We start from the raw sequence: 24,890 nt of genomic DNA, 5'->3' as shown, positions 1-24,890 counted from the left end.
GTATGGGCATATCGAAGTCGGTGCACGAGCAACTCGCGGTGAGGTTCGCGGTGTTGTTCCCGCACCTGGATGAACGGCAGCGTCGGTTGGTGATGGGGGCCGAGGCCCGCATCCTGGGACATGGTGGGATCCGGGCTGTTGCCCGGGCCGCTCAGGCCAGCGAAGCCACTGTCCGCAAAGGCGTTGTCGAGCTCGAGGCCGGGGAAGCCCCGCTGGGCCGAGTCCGCCGGCCAGGCGGAGGCAGGAAGAAGGCCGCCGAGCTGGACGCGGGCTTGCGGCCCGCACTGCTTGCCCTGGTCGAGCCCGATATGCGGGGCGATCCGATGTCGCCTCTACGTTGGACGGTGAAGTCGACCAGAACACTCGCCGCCGAACTCACCCGCCAGGGGCACCGTGTCTCGGCCGACACCGTCGGCGACCTGCTGCGTGAGGAAGGCTTCAGTCTGCAGGCCAACGCCAAGACAATCGAAGGCCAGCAACATCCGGACCGCGATGCCCAGTTCCGTTACCTCAACGAGCGAGCCCGCGATCACCGGGACGCAGGAGACCCGGTGATCAGTGTGGACACCAAGAAGAAGGAGTTGGTCGGCGACTACAAGAACACCGCGGGAGTGGCAGCCCATGGGCGAACCGGTAAAGGTCAAAACCCATGACTTCCCCGGTCAGGCTGACAAGGCAATCCCCTACGGCATCTATGACACGGTCGCGAACACCGGCTGGGTCAACGTCGGTACTGACCACGACACCGCTGCCTTCGCCGTCGCCTCCATCCGCCGCTGGTGGCAGGCCCGCGGCCGGCACGACTACCCACGGGCCCGGCGATTGCTGATCACCGCCGATGCCGGGGGTTCCAACGGTTACCGCACCCGCGGCTGGAAGACTCAGCTGGCCGCCCTCGCCGCCGAAACCAACCTTGAGATCACCGTGTGCCACCTGCCACCCGGGACATCGAAGTGGAACAAGATTGAGCACCGGCTCTTCTCCCACATCACCATGAACTGGCGTGGCAGACCCCTGACCAGCCACGAAGTCATTGTCCAGAGCATCGCCGCGACCACGACCCGCACCGGCCTGACAGTCCACGCCGAACTCGATACCAACCCCTACCCCACCGGCATCCAGGTCAGCGACGAGGCCATCGCCGCCCTGCCGATCACCCGGCACCGCTTCCACGGCGACTGGAACTACACCCTTCACCCCCAACCTCACGTGAACGAGACACCGGTCAACAGCACAGCGGACCAGGCGCCGGCGAGCACACCACATCGCCTGACGCCGCATTCACTGCAGGCCCCGGAACTGACCGGAATGCCCCGCGAGCAGCTCAGTGAGCTGATCGACACTCTGACGCCCCAGCTGGAACTGCAACGCGAGCGGACACTCCGCATCCGCCGAGGTCATGAGCGCCTGGTGGCCCCCGGCACAGGAGCCAAAGCCAAGCTCGCTCCAGCCGACCGGGTCCTGGCCACCGTGCTCCACCAGCGCAAGCTCGCCACCATGGACCTCCTCGGTCAGCTTTTCGGTGTCACCGCCATGACCATCAGCCGCGCAAACCAGGAAGTCCGCCCCCTCCTGGAAACGCACGGCCATCACATCAACGCCTCCACCGCCCGATTCCGCACACCCACCGACATCACGACGTTCCTCGCTTCCAGCCCCACCCAAGCCAAGATCAAGTAAGCATGTTGATTCTCTGCGATCCCTTAGACCGTAGTGCACGGCGTCCAGCTCACGCCTGGACTGCCGCGATACCGAGCCACTGTCCAGTAGACGCGAAACGCGGTCTCGCAGCTCTTGGGCAAGCTCAGCCTCGCCGGCAAGCACTCCGGGGCGTGAAGCGATCAAGGACCACACTGAATGGATGTTCAGGTCCACACACCCCAGTCCAGGGTCCAGCCGATCGGCGAAGCCACGCAACAGGGCCCTGGCGTCCCAATGATGCGTGGACCGATCAGACATGAACGAGTCATCGGACCGAGGCGTCCGGTCCAAGCCGAGCCAGTGAGCCCAGTAGTTCAGGTTCGCGACTTCCCCGGCGTCGTCCCCCATGCCCCGCTCAATGAAGCCGTGAAGAACGTCAAGGTCCCCGTACTTGGTCAAGGACGTGGCCAGCGAACGTGTGTCGGCCCACGCTGGCGACCACGCGGAGTGGACTAGCTGCACAGTCTTACGGGCGCGTATGTCCGCGAGCCATGCATGCGTATCGGGAGCTGTGTCGTAACTGCACAGGTACAGCGCTTGCCGTCTCAGCAGCGCACCGACTTCGCCAGCATGGTCAGCAATTTCCGTGTACCGCCGCATATGGGAATAGAACCGTCGGCGTTCGGCCTCGGTAAGCATGGGCGTTTCTGGGGACGGCCCGCGTCGGCGTGGCGTGCCGGAGGGGGCAGGCGGCAGGGCTGCGGGCGGGATACCGGTGAGGGCCCAAGCGATCATGTGCGTCGACGCGCGAGTGAAGACCCACCCTGCCAGGGGGTGGCTCTCCAGTTCCTCATGCGCGTGGTCGTAACAAAGCGCCCGCGCAATGACTGAGTCGGCGTCCATGGCCGCGTCGAGCAGAACGAGCAGGCCGGGGTCAGCGCCCAGGCCGAGAAACCGTCGCCGCAGCATCAAGAACTGTGCGGCAGGCATTGCCGCGACGGGACGGCGGCCGGACTCCCATCCTTGCACCGTGGTCGTATCCACGCCGAGACACTCACCAAGTTGGCTCTGTGTGCAGGGGAGTCGCTCCCTGATGACCTTGAAGAGATGCCCTGTCACTAAGCCTTCGGCAGCACGATTTCTGGAACGCCGACCGGTGGTCAGCGTTCCGTTGCCGAGGTTGGAACGCGTGGGACTCATCGCCTCTTCTCCGGCCGTGCGAACCCGAACAACCCGTACCGAGCATCAGTTTTACGCCCTCACCGGGGGCCGTAGGTTCGAAGGGCAGCGAGCGCCCCAGGCGAGCACGCATCGAGCATAGTCGCGCACAGCGACGACGCGCATACGCGTGCTCGCAGTCCGGAGCTCTTGTGCACGACCCCTGCATAACTGTCCAACCTGCCGCGCCGCGAAGGCTGATCGAGAACCTCGCAAGATCTTTCAAGCCTTGTGCCCGGCTGCGAGTCCAGGAGCACTGCGGGCAGCGGATCGAAGGAGCTGGGAGCAAAAATGATGAGTTACAGGTGTTCGAGGATGAACGCCTACCAGGGACGCCTGGCTTCACAGCGGGTGACGAAGTCATGAGCGCATGGACTCGCGACCGCGCGATGCCCGATTGGGTGGCCATGAACGTGCGTGTTCGCGACACGGCCACGAATCGGGTCGGCGTCATTCACGGAATCGGTGAGGCGGTCCGGCAGTCCGATGACCCGCCGCCGTCCTGCGTCTGGCTCTTGCCGCCCGGTTGAGGCTTCGAGTGGTGCGCGCAGATCCGGGACCTTCAGCGCTGCGGCGAGGAGGTGTCCGGATGACGGGCGACGAGGCCGCAGTGGACACGACCGAGGTGCCCCGCCCTTGGGAACGGAATTCGTGGAAGCCATGCCCGCAATGATCAGGACCCACGACTTCGTTCGTATCGGTGACATGTGGCACCCCGTGATCGACATGCGGAGCGCGTTGGCTGGCCGTGTCCTGATCTTCAACGAGACCCGTCCCAGACGGCGACCAGACCCTTCCGGGTCTCGCGAAAGATCGGCGCGGTCCCGGCACCGGGGCGGGCGGGTGCACCACTGACGGGCTTTCGTTCGACCATGTGAGTCTTCCTGTACCTCGCACGTAGCGCCGTGGTGTACCTCACGGCCGGGGAGGCGGCAGACTGCCGAAAGTGTTCCCACGCTGAGGAGTTGATGACCATGGACGCACTGTCTTACGGCTGCAACACGGATGGGCGGCCCTGTCGGCACGGCCCGCCTCCCACCCTCGTCTACGTGTCGCACATAAGGCCCGAAGAGGCTGAACGCCTGGCCAATAACTGTCGCAACTACGCCAAGGTACGGGCGTGGTCGGTCATCGAGACCGTGATCGAGGAGACGCCCGACCGGGCACTCAACGCCCGCGAGGGTTGGAAGAAGGTAGTGGCCACGCTCAAGGCCGGCAGCGGCGAAATCATCGTGGTTCCGGGGCCGGCGTCCGTCGACACCGATGTGCCCGGGTTCGAAGCTCTGAAGTCGGAGTTCCGTAGCCACGACGCGGTTTTGGTGGCCGCATTCGACGGCCCCGAACCGCCCCCCGTCCCCGTGCGCCGGACGCGCGCACGGTAGCGCACAACCGAACAAAGGAGATTCCAGTGCAACCCTTCGCATTCTCCTTCATACAGGCGCCGAAACCACCGGTGCCCATGACGTGCACGTACAGCCCCGAGCGACAGCTCAACGTCATGGGTGACGGATCGCCGGCCGCCCGCGACGTCGCAACCCTCTTGGCGAGCGGTCCGACCCAGTCGAGCGCGGGTTCCAAGACCCACGACGACGACACCGACTGACCCTGCCGACCACCGGCTGAGAGGAGATCACGATGCAGCCCTTCGCCCTGCGCTTCAGTCAGGCACCGCCTGACGCGGGACACCCGTCGTTCAGGTACGACGGCGAACGACAGCTCAACGTGCAGCCGGACGGCTCACGGGTCGCCCGTCAGACGTCGATCTGGATGGCCACCCCGCTCAGCACGTCCACCGCAGGGTCGAAGGTCCACAGGGACGACGACGATCACGAGTACGTGCACTGATGACCGTCCTCGTACTGTCCTGCCCGGAGGACATCACAGCCGATCTGGTCATCGACCGTCTGTCCACCATGGGCGTGCCAGTGCTCCGGTTCGACCCGGCCGATTTCCCCGGCCGGGTCGGCCTCAGCACCTCGTACACCAAGGGGACGATCACCGGGTCCATCACCCATGGGCGCCGCACGGTCGACGTCGCCGACGTCCGGTCCATCTGGATACGCCGACCTGGTCGGCCCGGTGGGGGCGCCACAGTGCAGCGAGGCTGGACCGCTCACGAGTGCGATCACGCGCTGTACGGGGCGTTGCGGGCTCAGCCTGGCATCAGGTGGATGAATCATCCCGATGCCCAGCGCGCGGCACGGTACAAGGCCGGGCAACTCTGCACCGCCCATGCGGTAGGGCTGAGCACCCCGGACCTCGTGATCACCACCGTGCCGGCGGACGCCGAAGCGTTCGCGACCCGGTCCGGACCCGTGGTGTGCAAGTCCATATCGGGGCGTCACCCGGACGACCCGCCCGCAGCACTCCCGACCACGCTGGTACCCCCCGGCGCGGATTTCTCGGCCGTGGCGCACGCACCGACGTGCCTACAACGGCGGGTTGCCAAGGTGGCTGACATCCGGCTGACGGTGGTCGGGGACCGGCTGTTCTGCGCCCGGTCCGACACCGGGCACCGGGTGCTCGACTGGCGGTTCGAGGAAGGCGTCGAGTGGCGGAACGTTCCCGTCCCCGAGAGCATCGGGCCGAAGGTGCGGGCGTTCATGGCGGCAAGCGGGCTCGCTTACGGAGCGTTGGACTTCGTCGTTGATGAGGCCGAAGGATGGCACTTCCTGGAGTGCAACCCCGCGGGGCAGTTCGGGTTCATTGAGTTGACGACCGGCCAGCCCGTCGCACTGGCCATCGCTGAATGGCTGACCTGACCACCTGACGCGTTCACCGCACCTGCCACCCCACCCGTGCGCTTCCCGTGAGGCGGACGGGCGGGGTTCCGGCTATGAGTCCCCCGTCCTTCCCCTTGCCGACGCATGCCACGATCGGGCGTCCGTCGGCACCGGACAAGAGGCCACGGAAGACAGGTGATCCCGCAGGTTCATCCGTCCCCCTCCCCGTAATCCGTAGCTCACACCGTTGCTTCTGCCCGGTGCGCATGCAGCAGATCACGGACCAGGGCGCCGCCCCGCATCGCTGCCTCGGCCGCCGCAGGCGCTTCCGTCCCGGCCCGGTCGCATCGGCATGACGGGCACAGCGCCTCACCGTCCACCGGCCGGAACAGCCTCGGCTGCACATGCTCGCCCGCGCACTCGCGCATCTCCGCCACTCGCGGCCCGGACCGCGCTACGGCCGTACTTCGCTCAGCCGCCCGCTGCTCGGCGAACGTCGGTGCCTCCGGGCGCTTGCGAGTGAGACGGTCGCGCACCAGTCCGGCCGGGGAGTGCACCCGGTCGGGAAGCCATTGCGTCAGTGCCTCGCGGATGTCGGCCACCGTGGAGCCGCGTCGTAGCCAGTCCCCGGCCAACGGGGCCAGTGCGGCAACCTCGCGACCCGACAGGCGCAGGCGGCGTTCGCCGTGCGAGACGGCCGCCAGGGCCTGGGCGCCGCGCTCCACGAACGGGGCGGGCACGGCGCACACCGGGTCGGGGCCGGATGCCCGGGAGGCGTTCGTGTCCTCCCTCCCCGCTACGTACGCCTGGCCGGCCGCGTGCTCCGATACGGCCACGGGGGCCGGCGAGGGAGGGTGGGAGATGTTCTCTTCCGTGTTCTTCTGGGGACGGCCGACGGACCGGCCTTCCGGCCCTCCGGCGGTCGGAAGACCGTCCGTCGGACGGCCGTCCCGTACCGCGACCGCTCTCTCCGCAGGTAGCGGCACGTTGGAGATCAGCTGGGTGGTCGACCACCGGCCGTCCGCACCTTGCCGCCGCCACTCGTGGAGGTAGCCCTCGGCGGCGAGCTCGCGCTTCGCCCGCATGAACCCGGTTTTCTTGATCCCCGCCCGCTTCGCGGTCTCCGACAGCGGCTGATCGGCGTCCTCCGGCAGCGATAACTGCCAGGACAGCAGGCGCACCGCGTCCGACGACAGCCGGGGGTGGCGGATGATCTCGTTGGGCACCTGTGAATAGAAGCGCGCAGGCGCGATAGCATGCCTCAGCATCCCGGGACTCCTTAGTAAGTCCTTGTGGGTGTAGGCCCTCGGTTGGTGTTCCAGCACCTCCGGGGGCCGCTTCGTTTATGGAACGAAGTAACCCGATCGCCGCCACCGTACCCCATGGCCGGGCCCCAACGAGGGCATAACCAGAGCCACTTGCGGCGGCTGACATGATCACCGCCGGGCCGGTCGGCAGCGACAGCTGCCATCAGCTTCGCACCCGGAAATCGGTTCGAAAGAGGTCAAGGCTGTGTCGTAGGGTCCATCAGGTGTCATCTATAGCAAATCAGCACGTCAGCGACCCAGAAGTACGGACGGAACCCCACCTGCGCTTGGACGCCGATCCCGACGACATCGGGCATCTGGTGTGCTGCCGGGATGTCTCGTGGCGGACGGCGTTCTGCGGTATTGAGGGCGACACCATCAACATCGCCGTCGAAACCTACTGCACCATGTGCCTGGAGCAGGCAGAGGCCATGCGGCCGGGCTGGCTGGCGGACCCGGGCATGTTCTGCCCTGTCGATGGGCAGCCGTGCCCGGACGAGCACGACATCGACCAGCGCATCGCCGAGGAGACCGGCCCCCCGACGCTGTAGCACCATGCGGCGGTCCCGATCACTCAAGCTTTATGGCAGGGACCGCCTGATCCCCGGGGTTCGGAAGTTGACGTCTGCAATATCAGGTCAAAGAGGGATGCGAACACGTCATCGAGGCGGAAGCGGCTCATTGGGTCCCGCCCCGGATGCCAGAGTCCGGGTGCGGTGCCCGACCCGGGCGCCGGTGTGCGAACTACCTGACCCAAGGAGTTCTCCAGTGGGCAAGAGATCCGCCGCACTTCTCGCGACCGCCGCACTCGCCGCCCTGACGCTCGCCGGACAGGCGAGCGCGGCGCCCTCGGACCGCACCCCCGCGGCCGCCGCGCAGAGGATCCAGGCGTCCCAGACGCTGTACGCGCCGTTCGCCCTGAACCACAACGAGTCGGTCAGCTCCAACACGGCCACGCTCGTCATGCAGTCCGACGGCAACCTCGTCGTCTACGACGAGTTCGGCCGGGCCCGCTGGGCGTCCAGGACGGTGGGCCAGGGCTGGACGGCCCAGTTCCAGACGGACGGCAACTTCGTCGTCTACACCCGCAACGGCCGGGCGGTCTGGGACTCCAAGACCGCCGGCCACCCGGGATCGCGCCTGGCCGTCCAGGACGACGGCAACGTCGTCATCTATGACGGCAGCCAGGCCATCTGGTCGACGGGCACCGCCCACTGACCCGGCCGCCCGGCGAGCCGAGGGCCGCTCAGAAGGCGTGCCAGCGGACCGTCGGGTCGCCCTCGCGCAGGGACGCCACCCGGCGGCCGAACTCGGCGCGGGCGGCCGGGTTGCCCGGGGCGTGCTGGGCGACCCACGCGCAGCTCGCCGTCTCCCGGGCCCCGCGCAGGACCGCGCAGCCGTCCCACTCCCGGACGTCCCAGCCGTAGGCCGCCACGAAGTCGTCGTACGCCCGGGGGTCCAGGCCGTAGCGGTCGCGGCTGAGCGCGAGCACGACCAGGTCGTGCTCGCGCAGGTCCCCGGAGAAGGTCTCCAGGTCGACCAGGACCGGGCCGTCGGGGCCCACGTGCACATTGCGCGGCAGGGCGTCGCCGTGGATCGGGCCGGGGGACAGGTGCGGGGTCAGCGCCGCGGCCGCCGCGGCGAAGCCGTCGCGCCGCTCGCGGAGGTAGGCGGCGTCCGCGGGGTCGACGGCGTCGCCCGCCAGCCGCAGCCACCGCTCGACGCCGCCGAGCAGCTCGCGCCGGGGCAGTGCGAAGTCCGGCCGGGGCAGTTCGTGGACCAGCCGCAGCACCGCGGCGAGGTCCCGGGTGCCGGCCGGGCGGACCGGCTCGCCCAGCCGGGTCCAGAGCGTCACCGGGTGCCCTTCGGCCTCCCGGACCACGGGCTCGGCCGCCCGGACCGCCGGTACGCCCAGCTCCGCCAGCCAGCCCGCGACGCGCAGCTCATGGGCGGCGCGCTCCCGCAGGGAGGCGTCCCGGCCCACCTTCGCCACCAGGCCGCCGACGGCGAAGACCGCGTTCTCACCGAGGGTGAGGAGCGTCGCGTCCGCCACGGCGGCCTCGGGCACCGCGGCGGCGAGGAGCTCGCGTGCCCGCGCTTCCGTGAAAGCCGTGTCCTTCGCGTCCGTTGCGTCCACCACGTCGTCCCTCACTTGCCTTCGAGCCGGTCGCCCCCAGTCTCCCCTCCCGGAGGGCGGGGCCGGTGGCCGGGGCCCGGAAAAAGATTGCACGATACGTATCGTCTTGTTCAGCGTCAGGGGCGTGACTCACCCTCGCCCCGCCCGTATCGCCATGTTCGGCATCGTGCCCCCGGGCGTGTGAACCCCGGCCTGGAGGTGGTCCGCGAGCGGGCCGACGCCCGGACCCCGCGGGAGGTCGTCCTCTCGCTGGTGGGCGACCCGGACATGGCGCTCAGGTCGGCGCGGCTCAAGGCGGAGCCGGCGGCCGAGGGCGGCACGGCGCGTGCGGCGGGCCTGATCGAGGCGGAGCCGGAGCGGGCAGGTGCGATTCGTAACTGATGTTGCATCAGCAATGAAAACGCCTGCCCGCAAAGGAAGTTAGTCATATGGCTTTCAAGTAAAACGTGACAGCCACCGTCAAGTGAACTGTCCAATTTGCCGCCGTTCAAAGGGGTTTGAAAATACGCAATGACGTTGCGTATGTCACACCTGCGTGCGGATGTTGAATTGAGCGCGTCAACCCTGACAGGGTTTCGAACACCCGGAGCAAGAGCTTCCGTTGCTCCGGATGCGTTGCGAAACGCGCAATTCCCCCCCACATCCGCACGAGGAGGAACCTCGTCATGGCATCACACAAGCGCGCCGGAAAGCGACGGCTCGTACTGGCGATATCCGCCGCGGCGGCCGTCACGGCAGGCGCCACCCTGCTCACCCTGCCGGCCGGCGCCGCCCCCGCCGAGGGAACCGTCTACGGCACGGACGCCAAGGGCGCGATCGACGGCAGCTACATCGTCCTGCTGAAGGACGGTGCGAGCGCCAAGGGCGCCCACGCCGCCGCGCAGGACAAGAAGGACCTCGCCGCCCGCTACGGCGGCAAGCTCAACCGCAGCTACGACTCGGCCGTCCACGGCTTCTCGGCCAGCGGCCTCGACAGCACCGAGGCGAAGCGGCTCGCCGCCGACCCGGCCGTCGCCAAGGTCGTCCAGAACCACACCTTCAGCATCAACGCCACCCAGGAGGCCCCACCCTCCTGGGGGCTGGACCGGATCGACCAGACCGACACCAAGGGCGACGGTAAGTACGACTACCCGGACGGTGCCGGCGAGGGCGTGACCGCGTACGTCATCGACACGGGCGTCCGCGTCAGCCACAAGGACTTCGGCGGCCGGGCCACCTCCGGCTTCGACGCGGTCGACGGCGACGACAACGCCGACGACGGCAACGGCCACGGCACCCACGTGGCCGGCACCATCGCCGGAACCGCGCACGGCGTCGCCAAGAAGGCGAAGATCGTGGCCGTCCGGGTGCTCGACGCCAACGGCTCCGGCTCCACCGAGCAGGTCGTCGCGGGCATCGACTGGGTCACCAAGAACCACAAGGGTCCCTCCGTCGCCAATATGAGCCTCGGCGGCGGCGCGGACGAGGCGCTGGACGCGGCCGTCCAGAAGGCCATCGCCTCCGGCGTCACCTTCGCCGTCGCGGCGGGCAACGAGTCCACCGACGCGGGTAAGGGCTCCCCGGCCCGGGTGAAGGAGGCCATCACCGTCGCCTCCAGCACCGAGAGCGACCAGCAGTCCGACTTTTCCAACTTCGGCGCCTCGGTCGACCTCTACGCCCCCGGCTCGGAGATCACCTCCGACTGGAACGACAGCGACACCGGCACCAAGACCATCTCCGGTACGTCCATGGCCACCCCGCACGTCGTGGGTGCCGCCGCGGTCTATCTGAGCGGGCACAAGGACGCGACCCCCGACCAGGTCGCGGCCGCCCTCGTCCAGGGAGCCACCCCGGACAAGATCTCCAACCCCAGCGCGGGCACGCCCAACAAGCTGCTGAGGGTCGTCAAGTAACGCACGACGGGGGGACCGCGCTCACCGGTCCCGCCGACACCCGCTGATACGGCCGGAAGGGCCGTCAGGCCGGCCGCCGCGCCCCACCCCCACGGGGCGCGACGACCGGCCTCGCCGCGTTCTCCTCCCAACGGCCGGACGGGCGGAAATTCAGCCCGTCCGGCGATTGAGGACACCGCGCGGTAGCGCGGAAGGGGCCCCGGGCGTCAGCCCCCGGACGCGGGAAGAGGCGGGACGGGGAGAACCCCCGCCCCCACTTCGTCGTACCGCCGCACCACGAGCCGCCCGACCTCCGGCGCCGCCCCCAGCACCCCCGCCAGCACATCCGCCTCCGCCGCCCCCCGCACGATGCGGTCCGGCAGCCGCCCCGGCGCCAGGACGTACGGCGCCACCACCACCCGCCGCACCCCCTCCGCGCGCAGCATCCGTACGGCGTCCTCCGTGCGCGGCAGACGCGCGGAGGCGAAGGCGGGGAGCACGGCGCGCCAGCCGCCCGTGTGCCGCCACTCCCGGGCCAGGGCGGCGAACTCCGCCGTCGCCGCCGGGTCGGAGGAGCCCGCCGAGGCGAGGACGACCCCGGTGGAGCCCCGGTCGGCCGGGCCCACCCCGGCCTCGCCCAGCCGCCGTTCGAGCGCGGCCGTCAGCAGCGGCGAGGGCCCCAGCACCGCCGCCTGCCGGATCCGCAGCCCGGGCAGCCGGGCCGCCGCCTCGCGCAGCACGGACGGCAGGTCCACCTTGGCGTGGAACGCCCGGCCGAGCAGCAGCGGCAGCGCCACCACCTCCGTCACCCCGTCCGCGGCCAGCCGCTCCAGCGCCCGCGGCACGCGCGGCGCGCACAGGTCCAGATAAGCCACCTCGGTACGGAGCCCCGGCCGCAGCACGGACACCACGGCCCGGATCGCCTCGACCGTCGCCGCGTGCCGGGCGTCCCGGCTGCCGTGCGCGACGAGCAGGAGGGCCACTGCCCGGCCCCTCACCGGCCGCCGGCCGCCGCCAGCCCCCGGACGCGCAGCACACGGCGCTCCAGCGGGCTGAAGACGATCAGGTCGATGGCGATGCCGACGAACAGGATGAGGATGATGCCCAGCAGCACCCCGGGCATGTCGGAGTCGGTGCGCGAGTTCTCCAGGAACTGCCCCAGCCCCAGGCCCAGATCGGGGGAGGAGGCGATGAGCTCGGCGGCCATCAGGGACCGCCAGGAGAACGCCCAGCCCTGCTTGAGCCCCGCGATGTAGCCGGGCAGGGCGGCCGGCAGCAGGACGTGCCAGGCACCGCGCGCCCCGGTGGCGCCCATGGTGCGCCCGGCCCGCAGATAGAGCGGCGGCACCTGGTCGATGCCGGACACCAGGCCGTTGGCGATCGACGGCACCGCACCCAGCAGGATCACCGCGTACATCGCCGAGTCCGTGATGCCCAGCCAGATCACGGCGGCCGGCACCCAGGCGACGGACGGCAGCGACTGGAGGCCCGAGAGGATCGGGCCCAGGGCGGCCCGGACGAACCGCACCCGGGCGACCAGCAGGCCGAGCGGCGTGCCGATCGCGAGCGCGGCGAGGAAGCCGAGCAGGCCGCGCGAGACGCTGGTCCAGACGATGTCCAGCAGCGTGCCCTGGAGCCACAGTTCCCGGAGACTGCCCCACACCGCCGACGGGTCGGGCAGCTTGTAGTCGTCCGTGACCTCGGCCAGGACCAGGAGCTTCCAGACGGCGACCACGAGGACCACCGCCAGCACCGGCGGCAGCACCTTGTGCAGCAGGACCTGGGTGAACGGGGTGCGCTCGACCCGTACGGAGTCCAGCGCGTCGAGCCCGGCCTCCAGGCCGGCCAGGTCCTGGGACTCCGCCGGCGGACGGGGTGCGGGGGCCTCAGTGCTGACCATGGCGGCGGATCTCCTTGCGCAGTTCCTCGGTGATCTCCACGGACAGGTCCGCGACGGCCGCGTCCTCGATGCGACGCGGCTGCGGTATGTCCACCGCCCACTCGCGGGCCACCCGGCCCGGCCGGGAGGACAGCAGCACCACCCGCTCGGCGAGCCGCACCGCCTCCCGGACGTTGTGGGTGACGAACAGCACCGACAGCCGCGTCTCGGACCAGATCCGGGTCAGCTCGTGGTGCAGCACGTCCCGGGTGATGGCGTCGAGCGCGGCGAACGGCTCGTCCATCAGCAGCAGCCGGCTGTCCTGCGCCAGCGCGCGGGCCAGCGCGACCCGCTGCCGCATCCCGCCCGACAGCTCGTGCACCCGCTTGCCGTACGCGCCGCCGAGCCGTACGAGCTCCAGCAGCCGCTCGGCCTCGGGGCGGCGGGCGGCCCGGGGCACCCCGCGCAGCCGCAGGGCCAGTTCGATGTTGCGGCCCGCGGTCAGCCACGGGAACAGGGCGTGCTCCTGGAACATCAGCGCCGGGCGGCCGCCGGGCACCTCGATGGTGCCGGCGGTCGGCCGGTCGAGGCCGGCGACCAGGTTCAGCAGTGTCGACTTGCCGCAGCCGGAGGCGCCGAGCAGGCAGACGAACTCGCCGGGGCGGACCGAGAGCGAGATGTCGTCGAGGACGGGCTGGGCCGCACCGGGACGGCCGAAGCTCTTGTGGACATGGGCGAGCCGGACGGCCACGGGCGCGTCGTCCGCGACCTCCGCCGGGCCGGGCTTGTCGGTGGTCAGTGCCGGGGACATCCGGTCACCTCCTGGCTTTCGTTCGAGAGGCGTCGCTGATCACTGCTTGCCGAGACCGGCGGCGTCGGCAGGCTTGCCGCCCTCGGCCTTGAGGACCTTGTTGAGCACGGTCAGGTGGTAGATGCCCGACAGGTCCGGCTTCTCCAGGAGCCCCGCCTTGACGGCATGGGCAGCCTCCTCGTCCAGGGTCTTGGCCAGCGGGTCGTCGGTGACCTCGATGCTCTTCCAGGCCGGGTCGAGGATCTCCGCGGGCAGTTCCTTGCCGGAGAGCTTCTTCAGGGCCGCGTTGGCCGACGCCTTGGCCTTGTCCGGGTTCCCCTTGATCCAGGCGTTGGTCCGCACGGAGCCGCGCAGCACGGCCTCGACCACGTCCGGGTGCGCGTCGAGGAACTTCTGCGACACGACCACATTGGTGATCACGAACTTCTTGTCCGGCCACAGGCCGGCCTCGTCCAGCAGCACCTTCCCGCCCTGGGAGACCAGCTTGGAGGCGGTCGGCTCCGGCACCCACGCGCCGTCGACCGAGCCCGCCTTGAAGGCGTCGGGCGTCACCTTGTTGTCCGTACGGACCACGGAGACGTCGCCCTTGCCGCTCTGCGGGTCGACGTTCCAGCCCTTCGTGGCGATCCAGTTGAGGAAGGCCACGTCCTGGGTGTTGCCCTTCTGCGGGGTCGCGATCCGCTTGCCCTTGACGTCGTCGAGCGAGGAGATCTTCTTGGGGTCGACGACCAGCTTCACCCCGCCCGATGCCGAGCCGGAGATGATCCGCAGGCTCTTGCCCTTCGACTTCACATAGCCGTTGATGGCCGGCGACGGGCCGATCCAGCCGATGTCGATCGAGCCCGCGTTGAGCGCCTCGATCTCGGACGGTCCCGCGTTGAAGGTCGTCGACCGGAGTTCGGTGCCGCCCAGCTCCTTCTGGAGGAGCCCTTCCTGCTCGCCGACCAGCGGGGTGGCGTGGGTGATGTTGGGGAAGTAGCCGATCCGGACGGTGTCGGCGGAGAGCTTGGCGCCCTTCGCCCCGGCGTTCTCCGTCCGGTCCTCCTTCTTCCCCGAGCCGTAGCCGCAGGCGCCCAGGGCGCCGATCAGCAGGGGGAGGGCGGCGGCGGCCGCCAGGGCACGACGAACTGCGACAGACACGAGGGGGTTCCTCTCGAACGGTCCGGGGCGGTGCGTGCGCGCACGGCGGCCCGGCGGCGGAGCGGGGACTCGGGGGACGGATGGCGAGGCGGCGCGGTCAGCGGCGACAACACGTCATGGTCATCAGAAGTCCCAGCCTTCGTCGTCGGCCACGGCGGCCGCCACGGAGAACGCCGCCTGGGCGTCCCCGGCCATTCCTGCCGTCAGGGTGGTGCCGTCGGTGGGGTCGATGAGGAGGAAGGCGCCGGTGCGGCGGGAGTGGTGGTAGGAGTCGAGGGCGAGGGGTTCGGCGGTGCGCAGGGTGATCCGGCCGATGTCGTTGGCGGTCAGTTCGCCGGGGTGGGGGTGGTGGGAGAGGTCGTCGAGGGTGAGCCGGGAGGGGATGTCCTTGACGATCGCCTTGACGGTGCGGGTGGTGTGTTTGAGCAGGACGCGGTCGCCTACGCGCAGGGGTTTGTCGGCGACGTGGCAGACGGTGGCCTGGACGTCCTGGGTGGGTACGGGTGCGGTGGCGGTCGGCGCGATCAGGTCGCCGCGCGAGACGTCCAGGTCGTCGGCGAGCCGGAGGGTGACCGACTGGGGGGCGAAGGCCGTGTCGACGCCGGTGCCCAGGGCGTCGATCGCGCTGATGGTGCTGGTGCGGCCGGAGGGCAGGACGGTGACCTCGTCGCCGACGGTGAGGACCCCGGAGGCGATCTGGCCGGCGTAGCCGCGGTAGTCGGGGTGGGCGGGGGTCTGGGGGCGGATGACGTACTGGACGGGGAAGCGGGCGTCCTCGGCGGTGGGGTCGGTGACGACGGGCACCGTCTCCAGGTGTTCGAGGACGGTGGGACCGCCGTACCAGTCCATGTGGGAGGAGGGCGTGACCACGTTGTCGCCGGCCAGTGCCGAGATCGGGATGGCGGTCACCTGGGGTACGCCGAGGGAGGCGGCGTAGGCGGTGAATTCGTCGGCTATGGCGGCGAAGGTGTTCTCGGTGTAGCCGGCGAGGTCCATCTTGTTGACGGCGAGGACGAGGTGGGGGACGCGCAGGAGGGCGGCGACGGCGGCGTGGCGGCGGGTCTGTTCGACGACGCCGTTGCGGGCGTCGACGAGGACGATGGCGAGCTGGGCGGTGGAGGCGCCGGTGACCATGTTGCGGGTGTACTGCACGTGTCCGGGGGTGTCGGCCAGGATGAAGCGGCGGCGGGGGGTGGCGAAGTAGCGGTAGGCCACGTCGATGGTGATGCCCTGTTCCCGTTCCGCCCGCAGTCCGTCGGTGAGCAGTGCCAGGTCGGGTGCTTCCTGGCCGCGGTTGCGGGAGGCGTGCGCGACGGCCTCCAGCTGATCGGCCAGCACCGACTTGGAGTCGTGCAGCAGCCGGCCGACCAGGGTGGACTTCCCGTCGTCGACGGAACCGGCGGTCGCGAAACGCAGGAGGGTCGTGGTGGTCATGGTTAGAAGTACCCCTCGCGCTTGCGGTCTTCCATGGCCGCTTCCGACAGCTTGTCGTCGGCGCGGGTGGCCCCGCGCTCGGTCAGGCGGGACGCGGCGATCTCGGCGATGACGGCCTCGATGGTCAGCGCGTCGGAGTCGACGGCGCCGGTGCAGGACATATCGCCGACGGTGCGGTAGCGCACCAGTCGTCTCTCCGTCCGCTCGCCTTCCCTGGGGCCGCCCCAGTCGCCGGGGGCCAGCCACATTCCGGCGCGGTGGAAGACCTCGCGTTCGTGGGCGTAGTAGATGGAGGGCAGTTCGATCTTCTCGCGGGCGATGTACTGCCATACGTCGAGCTCGGTGAAGTTCGACAGGGGAAAGACGCGGACGTGTTCGCCGGGGGCGTGGCGTCCGTTGTAGAGCTGCCAGAGCTCGGGGCGCTGGCGGCGCGGGTCCCAGCCGCCGAATTCATCCCGCAAGGAGAACACGCGCTCCTTCGCCCGCGCTTTCTCCTCGTCCCGCCGCCCGCCGCCGAACACCGCGTCGAAACGGTGGCGTTCGATGGCGTCGAGAAGGGGTGGTGTCTGCAACGGGTTACGCGTGCCGTCCGGGCGTTCCCGCAACCGCCCCGTGTCGATGAATTCCTGCACCGACGCCACTTCGAGGCGCAGCCCGTGTTCAGCTACCACCCGGTCCCGGTAGGCGAGGACCTCGGGGAAGTTGTGCCCGGTGTCCACGTGCAGCAGGGAGAACGGCACGGTCGCGGGTGCGAACGCCTTCAGCGCCAGATGCAGCATCAGAATGGAGTCCTTGCCACCGGAGAAGAGGATCACCGGCCGCTCGAACTCCCCGGCCACCTCACGGAAGACGTGCACCGCCTCCGACTCCAGCGCGTCCAGATGCGACAACGCGTACGAGCTCACAACAACCCCCTCCCCACCAGCGCCTTGTGCACCACCGACGCCGACTCCTCCACACTCGTCCCATGCGTCTCGATCCGCAGATCGGGATCCACCGGGACCTCGTACGGGTCATCCACCCCCGTCAGCCCGGAGATCTCGCCTGCGGCCTGCTTCGCGTACAGGCCCTTCACATCCCGCACCGAACAGACCTCCACGGGCGTCGCCACGTGCACCTCCACAAACGCGGTGCCGCGCTCGCGGTGGTGCTCGCGCACCGCCTCCCGGGCATCCGCGTACGGGGCGATCACCGGCACCAGCACCGTGACACCGTGCGAGGCGAGCAGTTGGGCGACGAACCCGATCCGCCGCACGTTGGTGTCACGGTCCGCGCGGGAGAAACCCAGACCGGCCGAGAGGAACTCCCGGATCTCGTCACCGTCCAGCACCTCCGTCCGGTGCCCCTCACCCCGCAACCGCTCGGCCAGCGCCCGCGCGATCGTCGTCTTCCCCGCGCTCGGCAGTCCCGTCAGCCACACGGTCGCCCCGGTCGCGCCGCCCGGCGCGCTCATCGTCGTTCCCGTTCCCGTGTTCACACGGCCAGCCGGTGGGCGCGGAGCTTCTCGTAGAACGGCAGGTGGTGCTCCAGGTAGCCGCCGAGGACGGGGTGCGTCTCGACGTCGACCTCGTGCTTGCGCCGCTCGGCGGTGAAGCCGCTGCTGGTGCTCACGTCGGAGTGCCAGCGCTCGCTGGGCTGCCATTCCTTGCGGGATTCCGGCTGCCAGTTGAGGGCCTTCTCCAGGTACGGGATGCCGACGGCGCGCGCGTACGCCTCGACGACGGCCTCCGGCTTCTCGACGAGGTCGTTCCCGTCGATGACCACCGGGGTCCGGCCCGTCGCCTCCCAGGCCGCCTGGAAGAGCTCGTACTGGGCCTCGAAGCCGATCTGGTGGCGCCGCACGTCCGGGTTGACGGCGTGGTACGAGGCGATGGTCTCGACCGGGTGCCGGATGATGAAGGTGTGCGCGGCGTCCTCGGTGAGGAAGCCCCGGTCGCCGAGGACGCCGGGGTAGCGCTCGTCGGTGGTGTCCTTGAAGAACAGCGGTGACTGTTCGCCCATCGCGCGCATGGCGGCGAGGACCTCCGCCTCCGTACGGCGCTGCTCGCCGTCGACCTCCACCTGCCCGAATTCGGCGAGGTAGGAGAACGGTTCGTGCAGCACCTGGAAGTCGCCGCGCTCGCACATCATGCGGAAGAACGCGGTGGACCGGCTGCGCGGCGCGCTCCACAGCGCCAGGATCTTCGGTCGGGTGACGGGGTCGCTCACAGGAATTTCCCTCCACAGACTCCACGTGCTCCGCAGGTCTCCACGGGCCGGCTCGCGGCCGGCGGGCCGCTGCGAGGGCAAGCAACGCACGCCCCGGCGAGCGGTGTAAAGGCCGGAGCGGCCCGGCGCCGCAAAGAGCGACGGGGTGTCGACGTGGCGTCGATCCGGCGGGGACGCGTGTCGACACACGTTGGGTCCGGCGCCGTGGGCCGTCAACGGAGTTCGGGAACGGGTTCATCACCCCGATGGACGCAGTCCCCGCGGTCGGCCGGATCTACTGTCCAGCGATCCGGTGGAGGCCGGAGCCCGGGCGAGTGTCCCGGGTGGTCTCGGAAAGGAACAGCCGAATGGTCATCTGTCCCGAGTGCGAGAGCTCCGTGGCTCTCGCCGAACCCCCCAAGGTCAACGAGATCATCGAGTGCGGGGACTGCTCCAGCGAGCTGGAGGTCCTCACCGTCGATCCTCTGCAGGTCGCCCTCGCCCCCGACGTCGAAGAGGACTGGGGCGAGTGACCGCCGCCACGCGCCCGGCGGCCGCGGCGCCGTTCGCCGTCGTCGCCTCGCGGCTGCGCGCCGATGAGAAGCGCGTCCTCGAGGCCCTCGAACGCCGTGGGCTGCCGTACGAGTTCGTCGACAGCCGGGCGTTGTGGCGGGTGCTCCAGCAGTCGGGTACGCCCTGGCCGTTCGTGCTGAACCGCGAGATCGGCCAGGCGCGCGCCCTGTACGCGGCGCGGGCGCTGGAGGCGGCGGGTGCGACCGTCGTCAACTCCTCGCGGGCCATCGACGTGTGCGGTGACAAGTACCGCACGTCGGTGGCGTTGCGCGACGCCGGGCTGCCCACGCCGCGCACCGCGCTCGCGCTCACCCCCGAGGCCGCCCTGGACGCCCTGGAGGCCATCGGCTACCCGGCGGTGGTGAAGCCGCTGACCGGCTCGTGGGGCCGGCTGGTGTCCAAGCTGCCCGACCGGGAGGTGGCGGAGACGGTGATGGAGTACATCGCCGCGCTGCCCTCGCCCGTGTCGCACATCGTCTACGTCCAGGAACTCGTGCCCAAGCCGGACCGGGACATCCGGGTCGTCGTGGTGGGGGACGAGGCACTGGGCGCCACGTACCGCAGCAGCGCCGACTGGCGGACCAATGTGGCCCGGGGGGCGGAGACGCGGCGCTGCCCGCTCACCCCCGAGCTGGCGAAGATCGCGGTCACGGCCGCGCAGTGTGTGCACGCCGAGATCGCCGGGGTGGACCTCGTGGAGGACTCCGAGGGCAACCTCCTGGTCCTGGAGGTCAACCACGGTGTGGAGTTCTCGGGATTCCAGCGCGCGGTCGGGCCGGAGGTCCCGGTGGCCGACCGCATTGTCGATCACCTTATTGCGAGGTCGCAGTCATGCTTCGAGTAGCGGTCGCGGGTGCTTCGGGATACATCGGCGGTGAACTGCTGCGGCTGTTGACCGGCCACCCCCGGGTCGAGGTCGTCCTGGCCACGTCGAACACCTTCGCCGGGCGCCGGGTGGACGGCCCGCATCCGAACCTGCGGGGCCGGACGAAGCTGTCGTTCGCGGGCCACGACGCGCTGGAGGAGCGCGCGGGCTCCTACGACGTGCTGTTCCTGGCCATGCCGCACAAGCAGACCATGGGGCGGATGGCCCGGTACCTGGAGCTGGCCGGTACGGTCATCGACCTCTCCGGCGACTTCCGGCTGCGCGACGCCGGGGTCTTCGCCGACTACTACGAGACCGCGCACACCGCCCCCGGTCTCCTCGGTTCCTTCACCACCGGGCTGCCCGAGTGGCACCGCGACGAGCTGCGCACCGCCGACCGGATCTCCGTGCCCGGCTGCATGGCGGCCGCGGGGATCCTGACGGTGCGTCCGCTGGCCGAGGCCGGGCTGATCGACGGCCCGGTGGACGTCGACGCGCGCACCGGCTCCAGCGGGTCCGGCGTCTCGGCCGGCTCGTCGAACCTGCACGCCGAACGCAGCGGTGCGATGCGGCTGTTCGCGCCGACCCGGCACCGGCACGAGGCGGAGGTCGCCCAGGCGACGGGGCTGCCGGTGCGGATGACGGCGACCGGCGTGGAGGCGGTGCGCGGGGTGCAGGTGCTGTGCCGGGTGGGTCTGGCGGAGGGGACCCGGGAGGCGGACGTGCGGTCGGCCTACCGCAAGGCGTACGCGGACGAGCCGTTCGTCCGCGTCGTGGCGCACAAGCGCGGGGCCTACCGGCTGCCCGAGCCGAAGATCCTCGCCGGTTCGAACTTCTGCGACGTGGGGTTCGCGGTGGACGGGGCGCGCGCGTCGCTGGTCGGGGCGCTCGACAACCTGGTCAAGGGCGGGTCGGGCAACGCGGTGCAGTGCCTGAACGTGCGCTTCGGCTGGCCGGAGGAGACCGGTCTGGAATTCACCGGTCTGCACCCGAACTGATCACGAGGCCGGCCGCACGCGGCGGCCGTCACCGGTACCTCACTGACCAAGTCGAGGCCGAGCGAGGCAGGGGACGAGAATGCAAGAGACCATCGTGGTCAAGTGCGGTGGCAATGCCGCCGTCGACCCGCTGGCGGTGTGCGAGGACATCGCCGGGCTGACGCGCGAGCGGCGTCCCGTCGTGCTGGTCCACGGCGGTTCGGCGGACATCGAGGGCCTGGCCGCCCGGATGGGGGTGGCCTCGCGCCGCCTCACCGCTCCCGACGGGGTGTCGGCCCGCTACACCGACGCGGAGACCCTCCAGGTCGTGCACCTGGCGCTGGCCGGGCTGGCCAAGCCCCGGCTACTGACCGCGCTGGCCTCGGCCGGGGTGTCGGCCGTGGGCCTGACGGGCCTGGACGGCGGGCTGCTGCGGGCGCGGCGCAAGACCGCGCACCGGGCGGTCGTCGACGGCCGGCGGATCGTGATCCGTGACGACCACAGCGGCCGCATCACCGAGGTGAACGACGCGTTGCTGCGGACCCTGCTGGCCGCCGGTCACGTACCGGTGGTCTCGCCGCCCGCCGTGGCCGAGGACGGCCGCCCGGTGAACACCGACGCGGACCGGGCCGCGGCCGCGGTCGCGGCGGGTCTGGGAGCGGGCACGCTGGTCCTGCTCACCGGGGCGCCCGGGGTGCTCGCGGACCCGGCGGACGAGGACTCGGTGCTGCCGGTGTGCGCGGTGGCGCCCTCGGGGACGCCGCCGTTCACGGGCGGCGGGATGGGCCTGAAGCTCGTCGCCGCCCGGGAGGCGCTCCAGGGCGGGGTCGGCCGGGTGCTGATCGCCGACGGGCGGCGCCGCGACCCGGTGCGCGCCGCGCTCGCGGGGAGCGCCACCGAGGTGGTCCTGGAGGGCGGGCCGGCCGTCGCCGCGCCGGACGCCGCGATCGGAGCGGGGCGATGACGACGGACAGCTCGTACGAGGACGCCGGCCGGGCGTGCGCCCGCTCGGAGCCCTACGCGATCGGCCTGCTGCGCAGCATGCTCCAGATCTCCTCGCCGTCCTACGGGGAGGGCAGGCTCGCCGCCCACCTGGTCGGGGTGATGCGGGAGATGGGCTTCTCGGCCTATGTGGACGAGGCGGGCAACGCGGTCGGGGAGATCTCGCGCGGTGCCGGGCCCACGGTGATGCTGCTGGGCCACATGGACACGGTGCCCGGTGACATCCCGGTGCGCATCGACTGCGGCCGGCTCTACGGCCGGGGCGCGGTGGACGCCAAGGGGCCGCTGGCGGCGATGGTCTGCGCGGCCGCCGACGCGGTGGACTTCCGCGGCCGGATCGTGGTGGTCGGCGCGGTGGAGGAGGAGACTCCGATGTCGCGGGGCGCGGTGCACATCCGCCGTACACACCCGGCTCCGGACGCGCTGATCATCGGTGAGCCCAGCGGCTGGCAGACCGCCGTGCTCGGCTACAAGGGCAAGCTCGACCTGCGCTACCGGGTGGAGTGCGCGCCGACGCACCCCAGCAACCCGGTCCCCAAGGCGTCCGAGCTGGCCTGTGCGGCCTGGCCGGTGCTGCTGGAGCTGCTGGGCCCGGAGGCGGGTCTCGGCGGGTTCGACGTGCCGGGGGCGACGCTGGTGTCGATCCGCGGCGACCTGACGGAGGCCGAGGCGGAGTTCGACATCCGGACGCCGCCGGGTTACGACGCGCAGGGGCTGGTGGAGCGGCTCGCCGAGCGGCTCCCGGGGCGGCTGGAGGTGGTCAACTCGGTGGCGGCGTGCCGGGTGGGCCGTACCGACCCGGTGGTGCGGGCGCTGTCGGCCGGCATCCGGGCGCAGCAGGCGCGGCCGGTGATGAAGGTGAAGACCGGCACGTCCGACATGAACACGCTGGCGGAGGAGTGGGACGTCCCGATGGCCACGTACGGCCCCGGGGACAGCCGGCTCGACCACGCCGACGACGAGCACATCGCGCTCAGCGACTTCCTGCGCGGCATCGACGTGCTCACCCACGCGCTCCAGGAGCTGGGCGAGCGCCTGGGCCCCCGGCACCAGCTGTCGCTGGTGCCGACCCTTCCGGCCCGGCCGGTGACGACGACGGACGGTGGTTCCCGATGACGGTGACGGTGGCTGCGGACGGGCGGGCGCTCACGGAGCACGCCCAGCGGGTCCGGGAACTGATCGTGGACATGTGCGCCAACCCGGAGGGCGGCCATCTGGGCGGCTCGATGTCGATGGCGGAGATCCTGGTGACGCTCTACCACTCGGTACTGCGCCTGGACCCGCGCGAACCGGAGGCGCCCGACCGGGACCTGCTGGTGCTCAGCAAGGGGCACGGCGCGATCGGGCTGTACGCGGCGCTGGCGGAGCGGGGTTTCTTCCCCGAGGAGCGGCTGGCGGCGTACGGCACTCCGGACGGGGTGCTGACCGCGCACCCCAACCCGGCGGTGCCGGGGGTGGAGATGCCCACGGGGTCGCTGGGTCACGGGCTGCCGTTGGGCGTGGGTTTCGCGCTGGACTTCCGGCTCTCGGGCAGCGACCGCCGGTGCTTCGTGGTGCTGGGCGACGGCGAGCTCCAGGAGGGCTCGGTGTGGGAGGCGGCGATGGCGGCCGCCGCGCACCGGCTGGACCGGCTGGTGGCCGTCGTGGACCGCAACGGTCTGCAGATCACCGGGTCCACCGAGGACGCCGTGGGCCTGGAGCCGCTGGCCGACCGCTGGCGCGCCTTCGGGTGGACGGTGCTGGAGGTCGACGGCCATGACACGGAGGCGCTGCGGGCGGCCCTCGGGGGTGCCCCGCAGGTTCCGGGGCGGCCGACGGTCGTCCTCGCGAGCACGGTCAAGGGCAAGGGCCTGCCGTACGTGGAGGGCCAGGCCCGCAGTCATTACGCCCGGCTGGCCGGCCGGCAGCACAAGCGTGCGCTCGCGGTGTTGCGGGCTCGGAGCAGGAGAACGGAGACGACGGCATGAGCGTGACGGTTGCCGAGCCGGAGAGCCCGGACGTACGGCCCGGGGCGGCGCCGCCCCGGCCGAACCGGGACGTCTACCGCGACGTCCTGGCCGAGCTGATGCCGGCGGACGAGCGGCTGGTGTGCCTGGACAGTGACACGGGCCTGTTCTCGGGCGTGGACTGGGGCACCGCGGCCGACCGCTATGTCAACCTCGGCATCGCCGAGCAGAACCTGATGGGCGTGGCCGCCGGGCTGGCGAAGTCGGGGCGCGTGCCCTTCGTCAACACGATGTCCACCTTCGCCGCCACCCGGGCGGTGGAGGCGGTGAAGCTGGACATCGCGCTGAACGACCTGCCGGTGCGGATCGCGGCCACCCACAGCGGGCTGTCGGCCGGGCACCTGGGGTCGACGCACCACTCGCTGGAGGACCTGGCGGTGATGCGGATGCTGCCCAACATGACGGTGCTGGTGCCCGCCGACGCCGCGGCCACCGCGGAGCTGGTGCGGGCCTGCGCGGACATTCCGGGCCCGGTGTACCTGCGGCTGGGCCGCGGGGCCACCGACGACCTGCCGGCGGGTGCGGAGCCGCTGCGCGTGGGGCGCGCCCAGCGGCTGCGCGAGGGCGATGACGTCACGCTGGTGGCCACCGGCCCGTACCCGGTGCTCGCCGCCCTGGCGGCCGCCGAGGAGCTGGCCGCGGAGGGCGTCGAGGCGGCGGTGCTCAACATGCACACCGTCAAGCCGCTGGACACCGCGGCGCTGACGGCGGCGGCGCGGACGACGCGGGCCGTGGTCACGGTCGAGGAGCACTGGGCCGCCGGCGGTCTGGGCTCGGCCGTCGCCGAGGTGATCGCCGAGCTGGGCGCGGGCTGTCCGGTGCTGCGGGTGGCGGTGGGCGACTCGTTCGCCGCCGGTACGGGCGGGCAGCGGCATCTGCTGGAGCGCAACGGCATCACCGCCGCCGCGGTGGCCGACCGGGCGCGGCGGGCGCTGACCCGCCGCTGACCCGCCCACCGGGCGGGCCTCGGCGCCACCCCAGGGGTGCCGAGCGGTCCGCCGGGACTCCGGCGAGCCATCCGCGGGTGCGTCGTGGCCGGTCACGCGGTTCCCGGCGGCCCTTCGGGGACGCCGGGAACCGCACCGGCCCTCGCCTGCGGCGAACGGACAGAAGGGGCCC

Annotated in this window: 25 protein-coding genes and 1 pseudogene; 16 read left to right on the top strand and 10 right to left on the bottom strand. The window is 70.9% G+C overall.

Annotated elements, in window-relative coordinates; translation table 11 throughout:
• The first annotated feature begins 2 nt into the window (after window positions 1-2).
• From AF335_RS15450 to AF335_RS15425, 5 genes and pseudogenes are all read left to right on the top strand, one after another.
• A pseudogene (locus AF335_RS15450) lies at window positions 3-1,680 on the top strand (ISAzo13 family transposase).
• Window positions 1,681-3,833: 2,153 nt separating this feature from the next.
• A complete protein-coding gene (locus AF335_RS15440) occupies window positions 3,834-4,241 on the top strand; it encodes a recombinase family protein (protein WP_146045531.1) in 408 nt (135 codons plus the stop codon).
• 26 nt (window positions 4,242-4,267) lie between these two features.
• Window positions 4,268-4,462, top strand: coding sequence for a putative ATP-grasp-modified RiPP (tgmA, locus tag AF335_RS15435; protein WP_102918965.1), 195 nt, complete (start codon window positions 4,268-4,270; stop codon window positions 4,460-4,462).
• Window positions 4,463-4,494: 32 nt separating this feature from the next.
• Window positions 4,495-4,704 (top strand): putative ATP-grasp-modified RiPP, encoded by a 210-nt coding sequence (gene tgmA, locus AF335_RS15430; protein ID WP_102918964.1) that lies wholly within the window; start codon window positions 4,495-4,497, stop codon window positions 4,702-4,704.
• Complete coding sequence (locus AF335_RS15425; protein WP_102918963.1) at window positions 4,704-5,621, top strand: MvdC/MvdD family ATP grasp protein; 918 nt, start codon at window positions 4,704-4,706, stop codon at window positions 5,619-5,621. Before tgmA (AF335_RS15430) ends, AF335_RS15425 begins: the two co-directional genes overlap by 1 nt.
• 200 nt (window positions 5,622-5,821) lie before the next feature.
• Here the strand turns inward: AF335_RS15425 and AF335_RS15420 are convergent, their stop codons facing one another.
• Entirely contained in the window at window positions 5,822-6,850 is a 1,029-nt protein-coding gene (locus AF335_RS15420; protein ID WP_102918962.1) for a hypothetical protein, read from the bottom strand.
• 263 nt (window positions 6,851-7,113) lie between these two features.
• Between AF335_RS15420 and AF335_RS34640 the strand changes: the two genes are divergently transcribed.
• Together AF335_RS34640 and AF335_RS34635 are read left to right on the top strand one after the other, a co-directional pair.
• Window positions 7,114-7,440, top strand: a complete 327-nt coding sequence (locus tag AF335_RS34640; RefSeq protein ID WP_170127705.1) for a hypothetical protein — start codon at window positions 7,114-7,116, stop codon at window positions 7,438-7,440.
• Window positions 7,441-7,657: 217 nt separating this feature from the next.
• On the top strand, window positions 7,658-8,107 hold the full coding sequence (locus AF335_RS34635; protein WP_170127704.1) for a lectin: 450 nt from the start codon (window positions 7,658-7,660) through the stop codon (window positions 8,105-8,107).
• A gap of 28 nt (window positions 8,108-8,135) precedes the next feature.
• On the opposite strand, the gene AF335_RS15410 is transcribed toward AF335_RS34635, so the two are convergent.
• Window positions 8,136-9,029 carry a phosphotransferase enzyme family protein gene (locus AF335_RS15410; RefSeq protein ID WP_244927031.1) on the bottom strand — a complete coding sequence of 298 codons (894 nt, stop codon included), beginning with the start codon at window positions 9,027-9,029 and terminating at the stop codon, window positions 8,136-8,138.
• Between the two features lie 177 nt (window positions 9,030-9,206).
• Between AF335_RS15410 and AF335_RS15405 the strand changes: the two genes are divergently transcribed.
• A complete protein-coding gene (locus AF335_RS15405) occupies window positions 9,207-9,407 on the top strand; it encodes a hypothetical protein (RefSeq protein ID WP_102918960.1) in 201 nt (66 codons plus the stop codon).
• Between the two features lie 284 nt (window positions 9,408-9,691).
• Complete coding sequence (locus tag AF335_RS15400) at window positions 9,692-10,918, top strand: S8 family peptidase (protein WP_102918959.1); 1,227 nt, start codon at window positions 9,692-9,694, stop codon at window positions 10,916-10,918.
• Between the two features lie 206 nt (window positions 10,919-11,124).
• Here the strand turns inward: AF335_RS15400 and AF335_RS15395 are convergent, their stop codons facing one another.
• From AF335_RS15395 to AF335_RS15360, 8 genes are all read right to left on the bottom strand, one after another.
• Window positions 11,125-11,880 carry a sirohydrochlorin chelatase gene (locus AF335_RS15395; RefSeq protein WP_244927030.1) on the bottom strand — a complete coding sequence of 252 codons (756 nt, stop codon included), beginning with the start codon at window positions 11,878-11,880 and terminating at the stop codon, window positions 11,125-11,127.
• Window positions 11,881-11,891: 11 nt separating this feature from the next.
• Window positions 11,892-12,797: an ABC transporter permease gene (locus tag AF335_RS15390; RefSeq protein WP_102918957.1), complete on the bottom strand. Its 906-nt coding sequence runs from the start codon at window positions 12,795-12,797 to the stop codon at window positions 11,892-11,894.
• Window positions 12,784-13,587, bottom strand: coding sequence for an ABC transporter ATP-binding protein (locus AF335_RS15385; protein WP_102918956.1), 804 nt, complete (start codon window positions 13,585-13,587; stop codon window positions 12,784-12,786). Before AF335_RS15385 ends, AF335_RS15390 begins: the two co-directional genes overlap by 14 nt.
• A gap of 39 nt (window positions 13,588-13,626) precedes the next feature.
• Entirely contained in the window at window positions 13,627-14,727 is a 1,101-nt protein-coding gene (locus AF335_RS15380; protein WP_102918955.1) for an aliphatic sulfonate ABC transporter substrate-binding protein, read from the bottom strand.
• A gap of 123 nt (window positions 14,728-14,850) precedes the next feature.
• The gene (locus AF335_RS15375) at window positions 14,851-16,161 is read right to left on the bottom strand and encodes a sulfate adenylyltransferase subunit 1 (protein ID WP_102918954.1); all 1,311 of its coding nucleotides are present in this window, start codon (window positions 16,159-16,161) and stop codon (window positions 14,851-14,853) included.
• Between the two features lie 2 nt (window positions 16,162-16,163).
• Window positions 16,164-17,066 carry a sulfate adenylyltransferase subunit CysD gene (gene cysD / locus AF335_RS15370; RefSeq protein WP_102918953.1) on the bottom strand — a complete coding sequence of 301 codons (903 nt, stop codon included), beginning with the start codon at window positions 17,064-17,066 and terminating at the stop codon, window positions 16,164-16,166.
• Window positions 17,063-17,614 (bottom strand): adenylyl-sulfate kinase, encoded by a 552-nt coding sequence (cysC, locus tag AF335_RS15365; protein ID WP_102918952.1) that lies wholly within the window; start codon window positions 17,612-17,614, stop codon window positions 17,063-17,065. The genes cysD and cysC overlap by 4 nt, the downstream gene beginning before the upstream one ends.
• 20 nt (window positions 17,615-17,634) lie before the next feature.
• Complete coding sequence (locus tag AF335_RS15360; RefSeq protein ID WP_244927029.1) at window positions 17,635-18,369, bottom strand: sulfotransferase-like domain-containing protein; 735 nt, start codon at window positions 18,367-18,369, stop codon at window positions 17,635-17,637.
• Between the two features lie 347 nt (window positions 18,370-18,716).
• Between AF335_RS15360 and AF335_RS15355 the strand changes: the two genes are divergently transcribed.
• The 7 genes from AF335_RS15355 (at window position 18,717) to AF335_RS15325 (ending at window position 24,718) form a co-directional block, all read left to right on the top strand.
• A complete protein-coding gene (locus tag AF335_RS15355; RefSeq protein ID WP_087929928.1) occupies window positions 18,717-18,881 on the top strand; it encodes a lysine biosynthesis protein LysW in 165 nt (54 codons plus the stop codon).
• Entirely contained in the window at window positions 18,878-19,765 is an 888-nt protein-coding gene (gene lysX, locus AF335_RS15350; RefSeq protein ID WP_102918951.1) for a lysine biosynthesis protein LysX, read from the top strand. The genes AF335_RS15355 and lysX overlap by 4 nt, the downstream gene beginning before the upstream one ends.
• Entirely contained in the window at window positions 19,753-20,784 is a 1,032-nt protein-coding gene (gene argC, locus AF335_RS15345; protein WP_102918950.1) for an N-acetyl-gamma-glutamyl-phosphate reductase, read from the top strand. The genes lysX and argC overlap by 13 nt, the downstream gene beginning before the upstream one ends.
• A 79-nt stretch (window positions 20,785-20,863) precedes the next feature.
• Window positions 20,864-21,727 carry a [LysW]-aminoadipate kinase gene (locus AF335_RS15340; RefSeq protein WP_102918949.1) on the top strand — a complete coding sequence of 288 codons (864 nt, stop codon included), beginning with the start codon at window positions 20,864-20,866 and terminating at the stop codon, window positions 21,725-21,727.
• A complete protein-coding gene (locus tag AF335_RS15335) occupies window positions 21,724-22,881 on the top strand; it encodes a M20/M25/M40 family metallo-hydrolase (protein WP_102918948.1) in 1,158 nt (385 codons plus the stop codon). The genes AF335_RS15340 and AF335_RS15335 overlap by 4 nt, the downstream gene beginning before the upstream one ends.
• Window positions 22,878-23,732, top strand: coding sequence for a transketolase (locus AF335_RS15330; RefSeq protein WP_102918947.1), 855 nt, complete (start codon window positions 22,878-22,880; stop codon window positions 23,730-23,732). Before AF335_RS15335 ends, AF335_RS15330 begins: the two co-directional genes overlap by 4 nt.
• Entirely contained in the window at window positions 23,729-24,718 is a 990-nt protein-coding gene (locus tag AF335_RS15325) for a transketolase family protein (RefSeq protein WP_102918946.1), read from the top strand. The genes AF335_RS15330 and AF335_RS15325 overlap by 4 nt, the downstream gene beginning before the upstream one ends.
• Window positions 24,719-24,890 lie beyond the last annotated feature (172 nt).

Origin of the sequence: Streptomyces eurocidicus (assembly GCF_002891295.1) — a bacterium.
GTDB classification, from domain to species: domain Bacteria; phylum Actinomycetota; class Actinomycetes; order Streptomycetales; family Streptomycetaceae; genus Streptomyces; species Streptomyces eurocidicus.
Note: the sequence above shows the minus strand (reverse complement) of the source record. Positions and strands in the feature narration are given on the sequence as shown.

What these genes read in the sequence shown, in the direction of transcription:
- AF335_RS15440 (WP_146045531.1), top strand. Translation starts at nt 3,834, where the DNA reads ATGGACGCACTGTCTTACGGCTGCAACACGGATGGGCGGCCCTGTCGG.
- tgmA (WP_102918964.1), top strand. Translation starts at nt 4,495, where the DNA reads ATGCAGCCCTTCGCCCTGCGCTTCAGTCAGGCACCGCCTGACGCGGGA.
- AF335_RS15425 (WP_102918963.1), top strand. Translation starts at nt 4,704, where the DNA reads ATGACCGTCCTCGTACTGTCCTGCCCGGAGGACATCACAGCCGATCTG.
- AF335_RS15420 (WP_102918962.1), bottom strand. Translation starts at nt 6,850, where the DNA reads ATGCTGAGGCATGCTATCGCGCCTGCGCGCTTCTATTCACAGGTGCCC.
- AF335_RS15400 (WP_102918959.1), top strand. Translation starts at nt 9,692, where the DNA reads ATGGCATCACACAAGCGCGCCGGAAAGCGACGGCTCGTACTGGCGATA.
- AF335_RS15390 (WP_102918957.1), bottom strand. Translation starts at nt 12,797, where the DNA reads ATGGTCAGCACTGAGGCCCCCGCACCCCGTCCGCCGGCGGAGTCCCAG.
- AF335_RS15385 (WP_102918956.1), bottom strand. Translation starts at nt 13,587, where the DNA reads ATGTCCCCGGCACTGACCACCGACAAGCCCGGCCCGGCGGAGGTCGCG.
- AF335_RS15375 (WP_102918954.1), bottom strand. Translation starts at nt 16,161, where the DNA reads ATGACCACCACGACCCTCCTGCGTTTCGCGACCGCCGGTTCCGTCGAC.
- cysC (WP_102918952.1), bottom strand. Translation starts at nt 17,614, where the DNA reads ATGAGCGCGCCGGGCGGCGCGACCGGGGCGACCGTGTGGCTGACGGGA.
- AF335_RS15355 (WP_087929928.1), top strand. Translation starts at nt 18,717, where the DNA reads ATGGTCATCTGTCCCGAGTGCGAGAGCTCCGTGGCTCTCGCCGAACCC.
- argC (WP_102918950.1), top strand. Translation starts at nt 19,753, where the DNA reads ATGCTTCGAGTAGCGGTCGCGGGTGCTTCGGGATACATCGGCGGTGAA.
- AF335_RS15340 (WP_102918949.1), top strand. Translation starts at nt 20,864, where the DNA reads ATGCAAGAGACCATCGTGGTCAAGTGCGGTGGCAATGCCGCCGTCGAC.
- AF335_RS15335 (WP_102918948.1), top strand. Translation starts at nt 21,724, where the DNA reads ATGACGACGGACAGCTCGTACGAGGACGCCGGCCGGGCGTGCGCCCGC.
- AF335_RS15330 (WP_102918947.1), top strand. Translation starts at nt 22,878, where the DNA reads ATGACGGTGACGGTGGCTGCGGACGGGCGGGCGCTCACGGAGCACGCC.
- AF335_RS15325 (WP_102918946.1), top strand. Translation starts at nt 23,729, where the DNA reads ATGAGCGTGACGGTTGCCGAGCCGGAGAGCCCGGACGTACGGCCCGGG.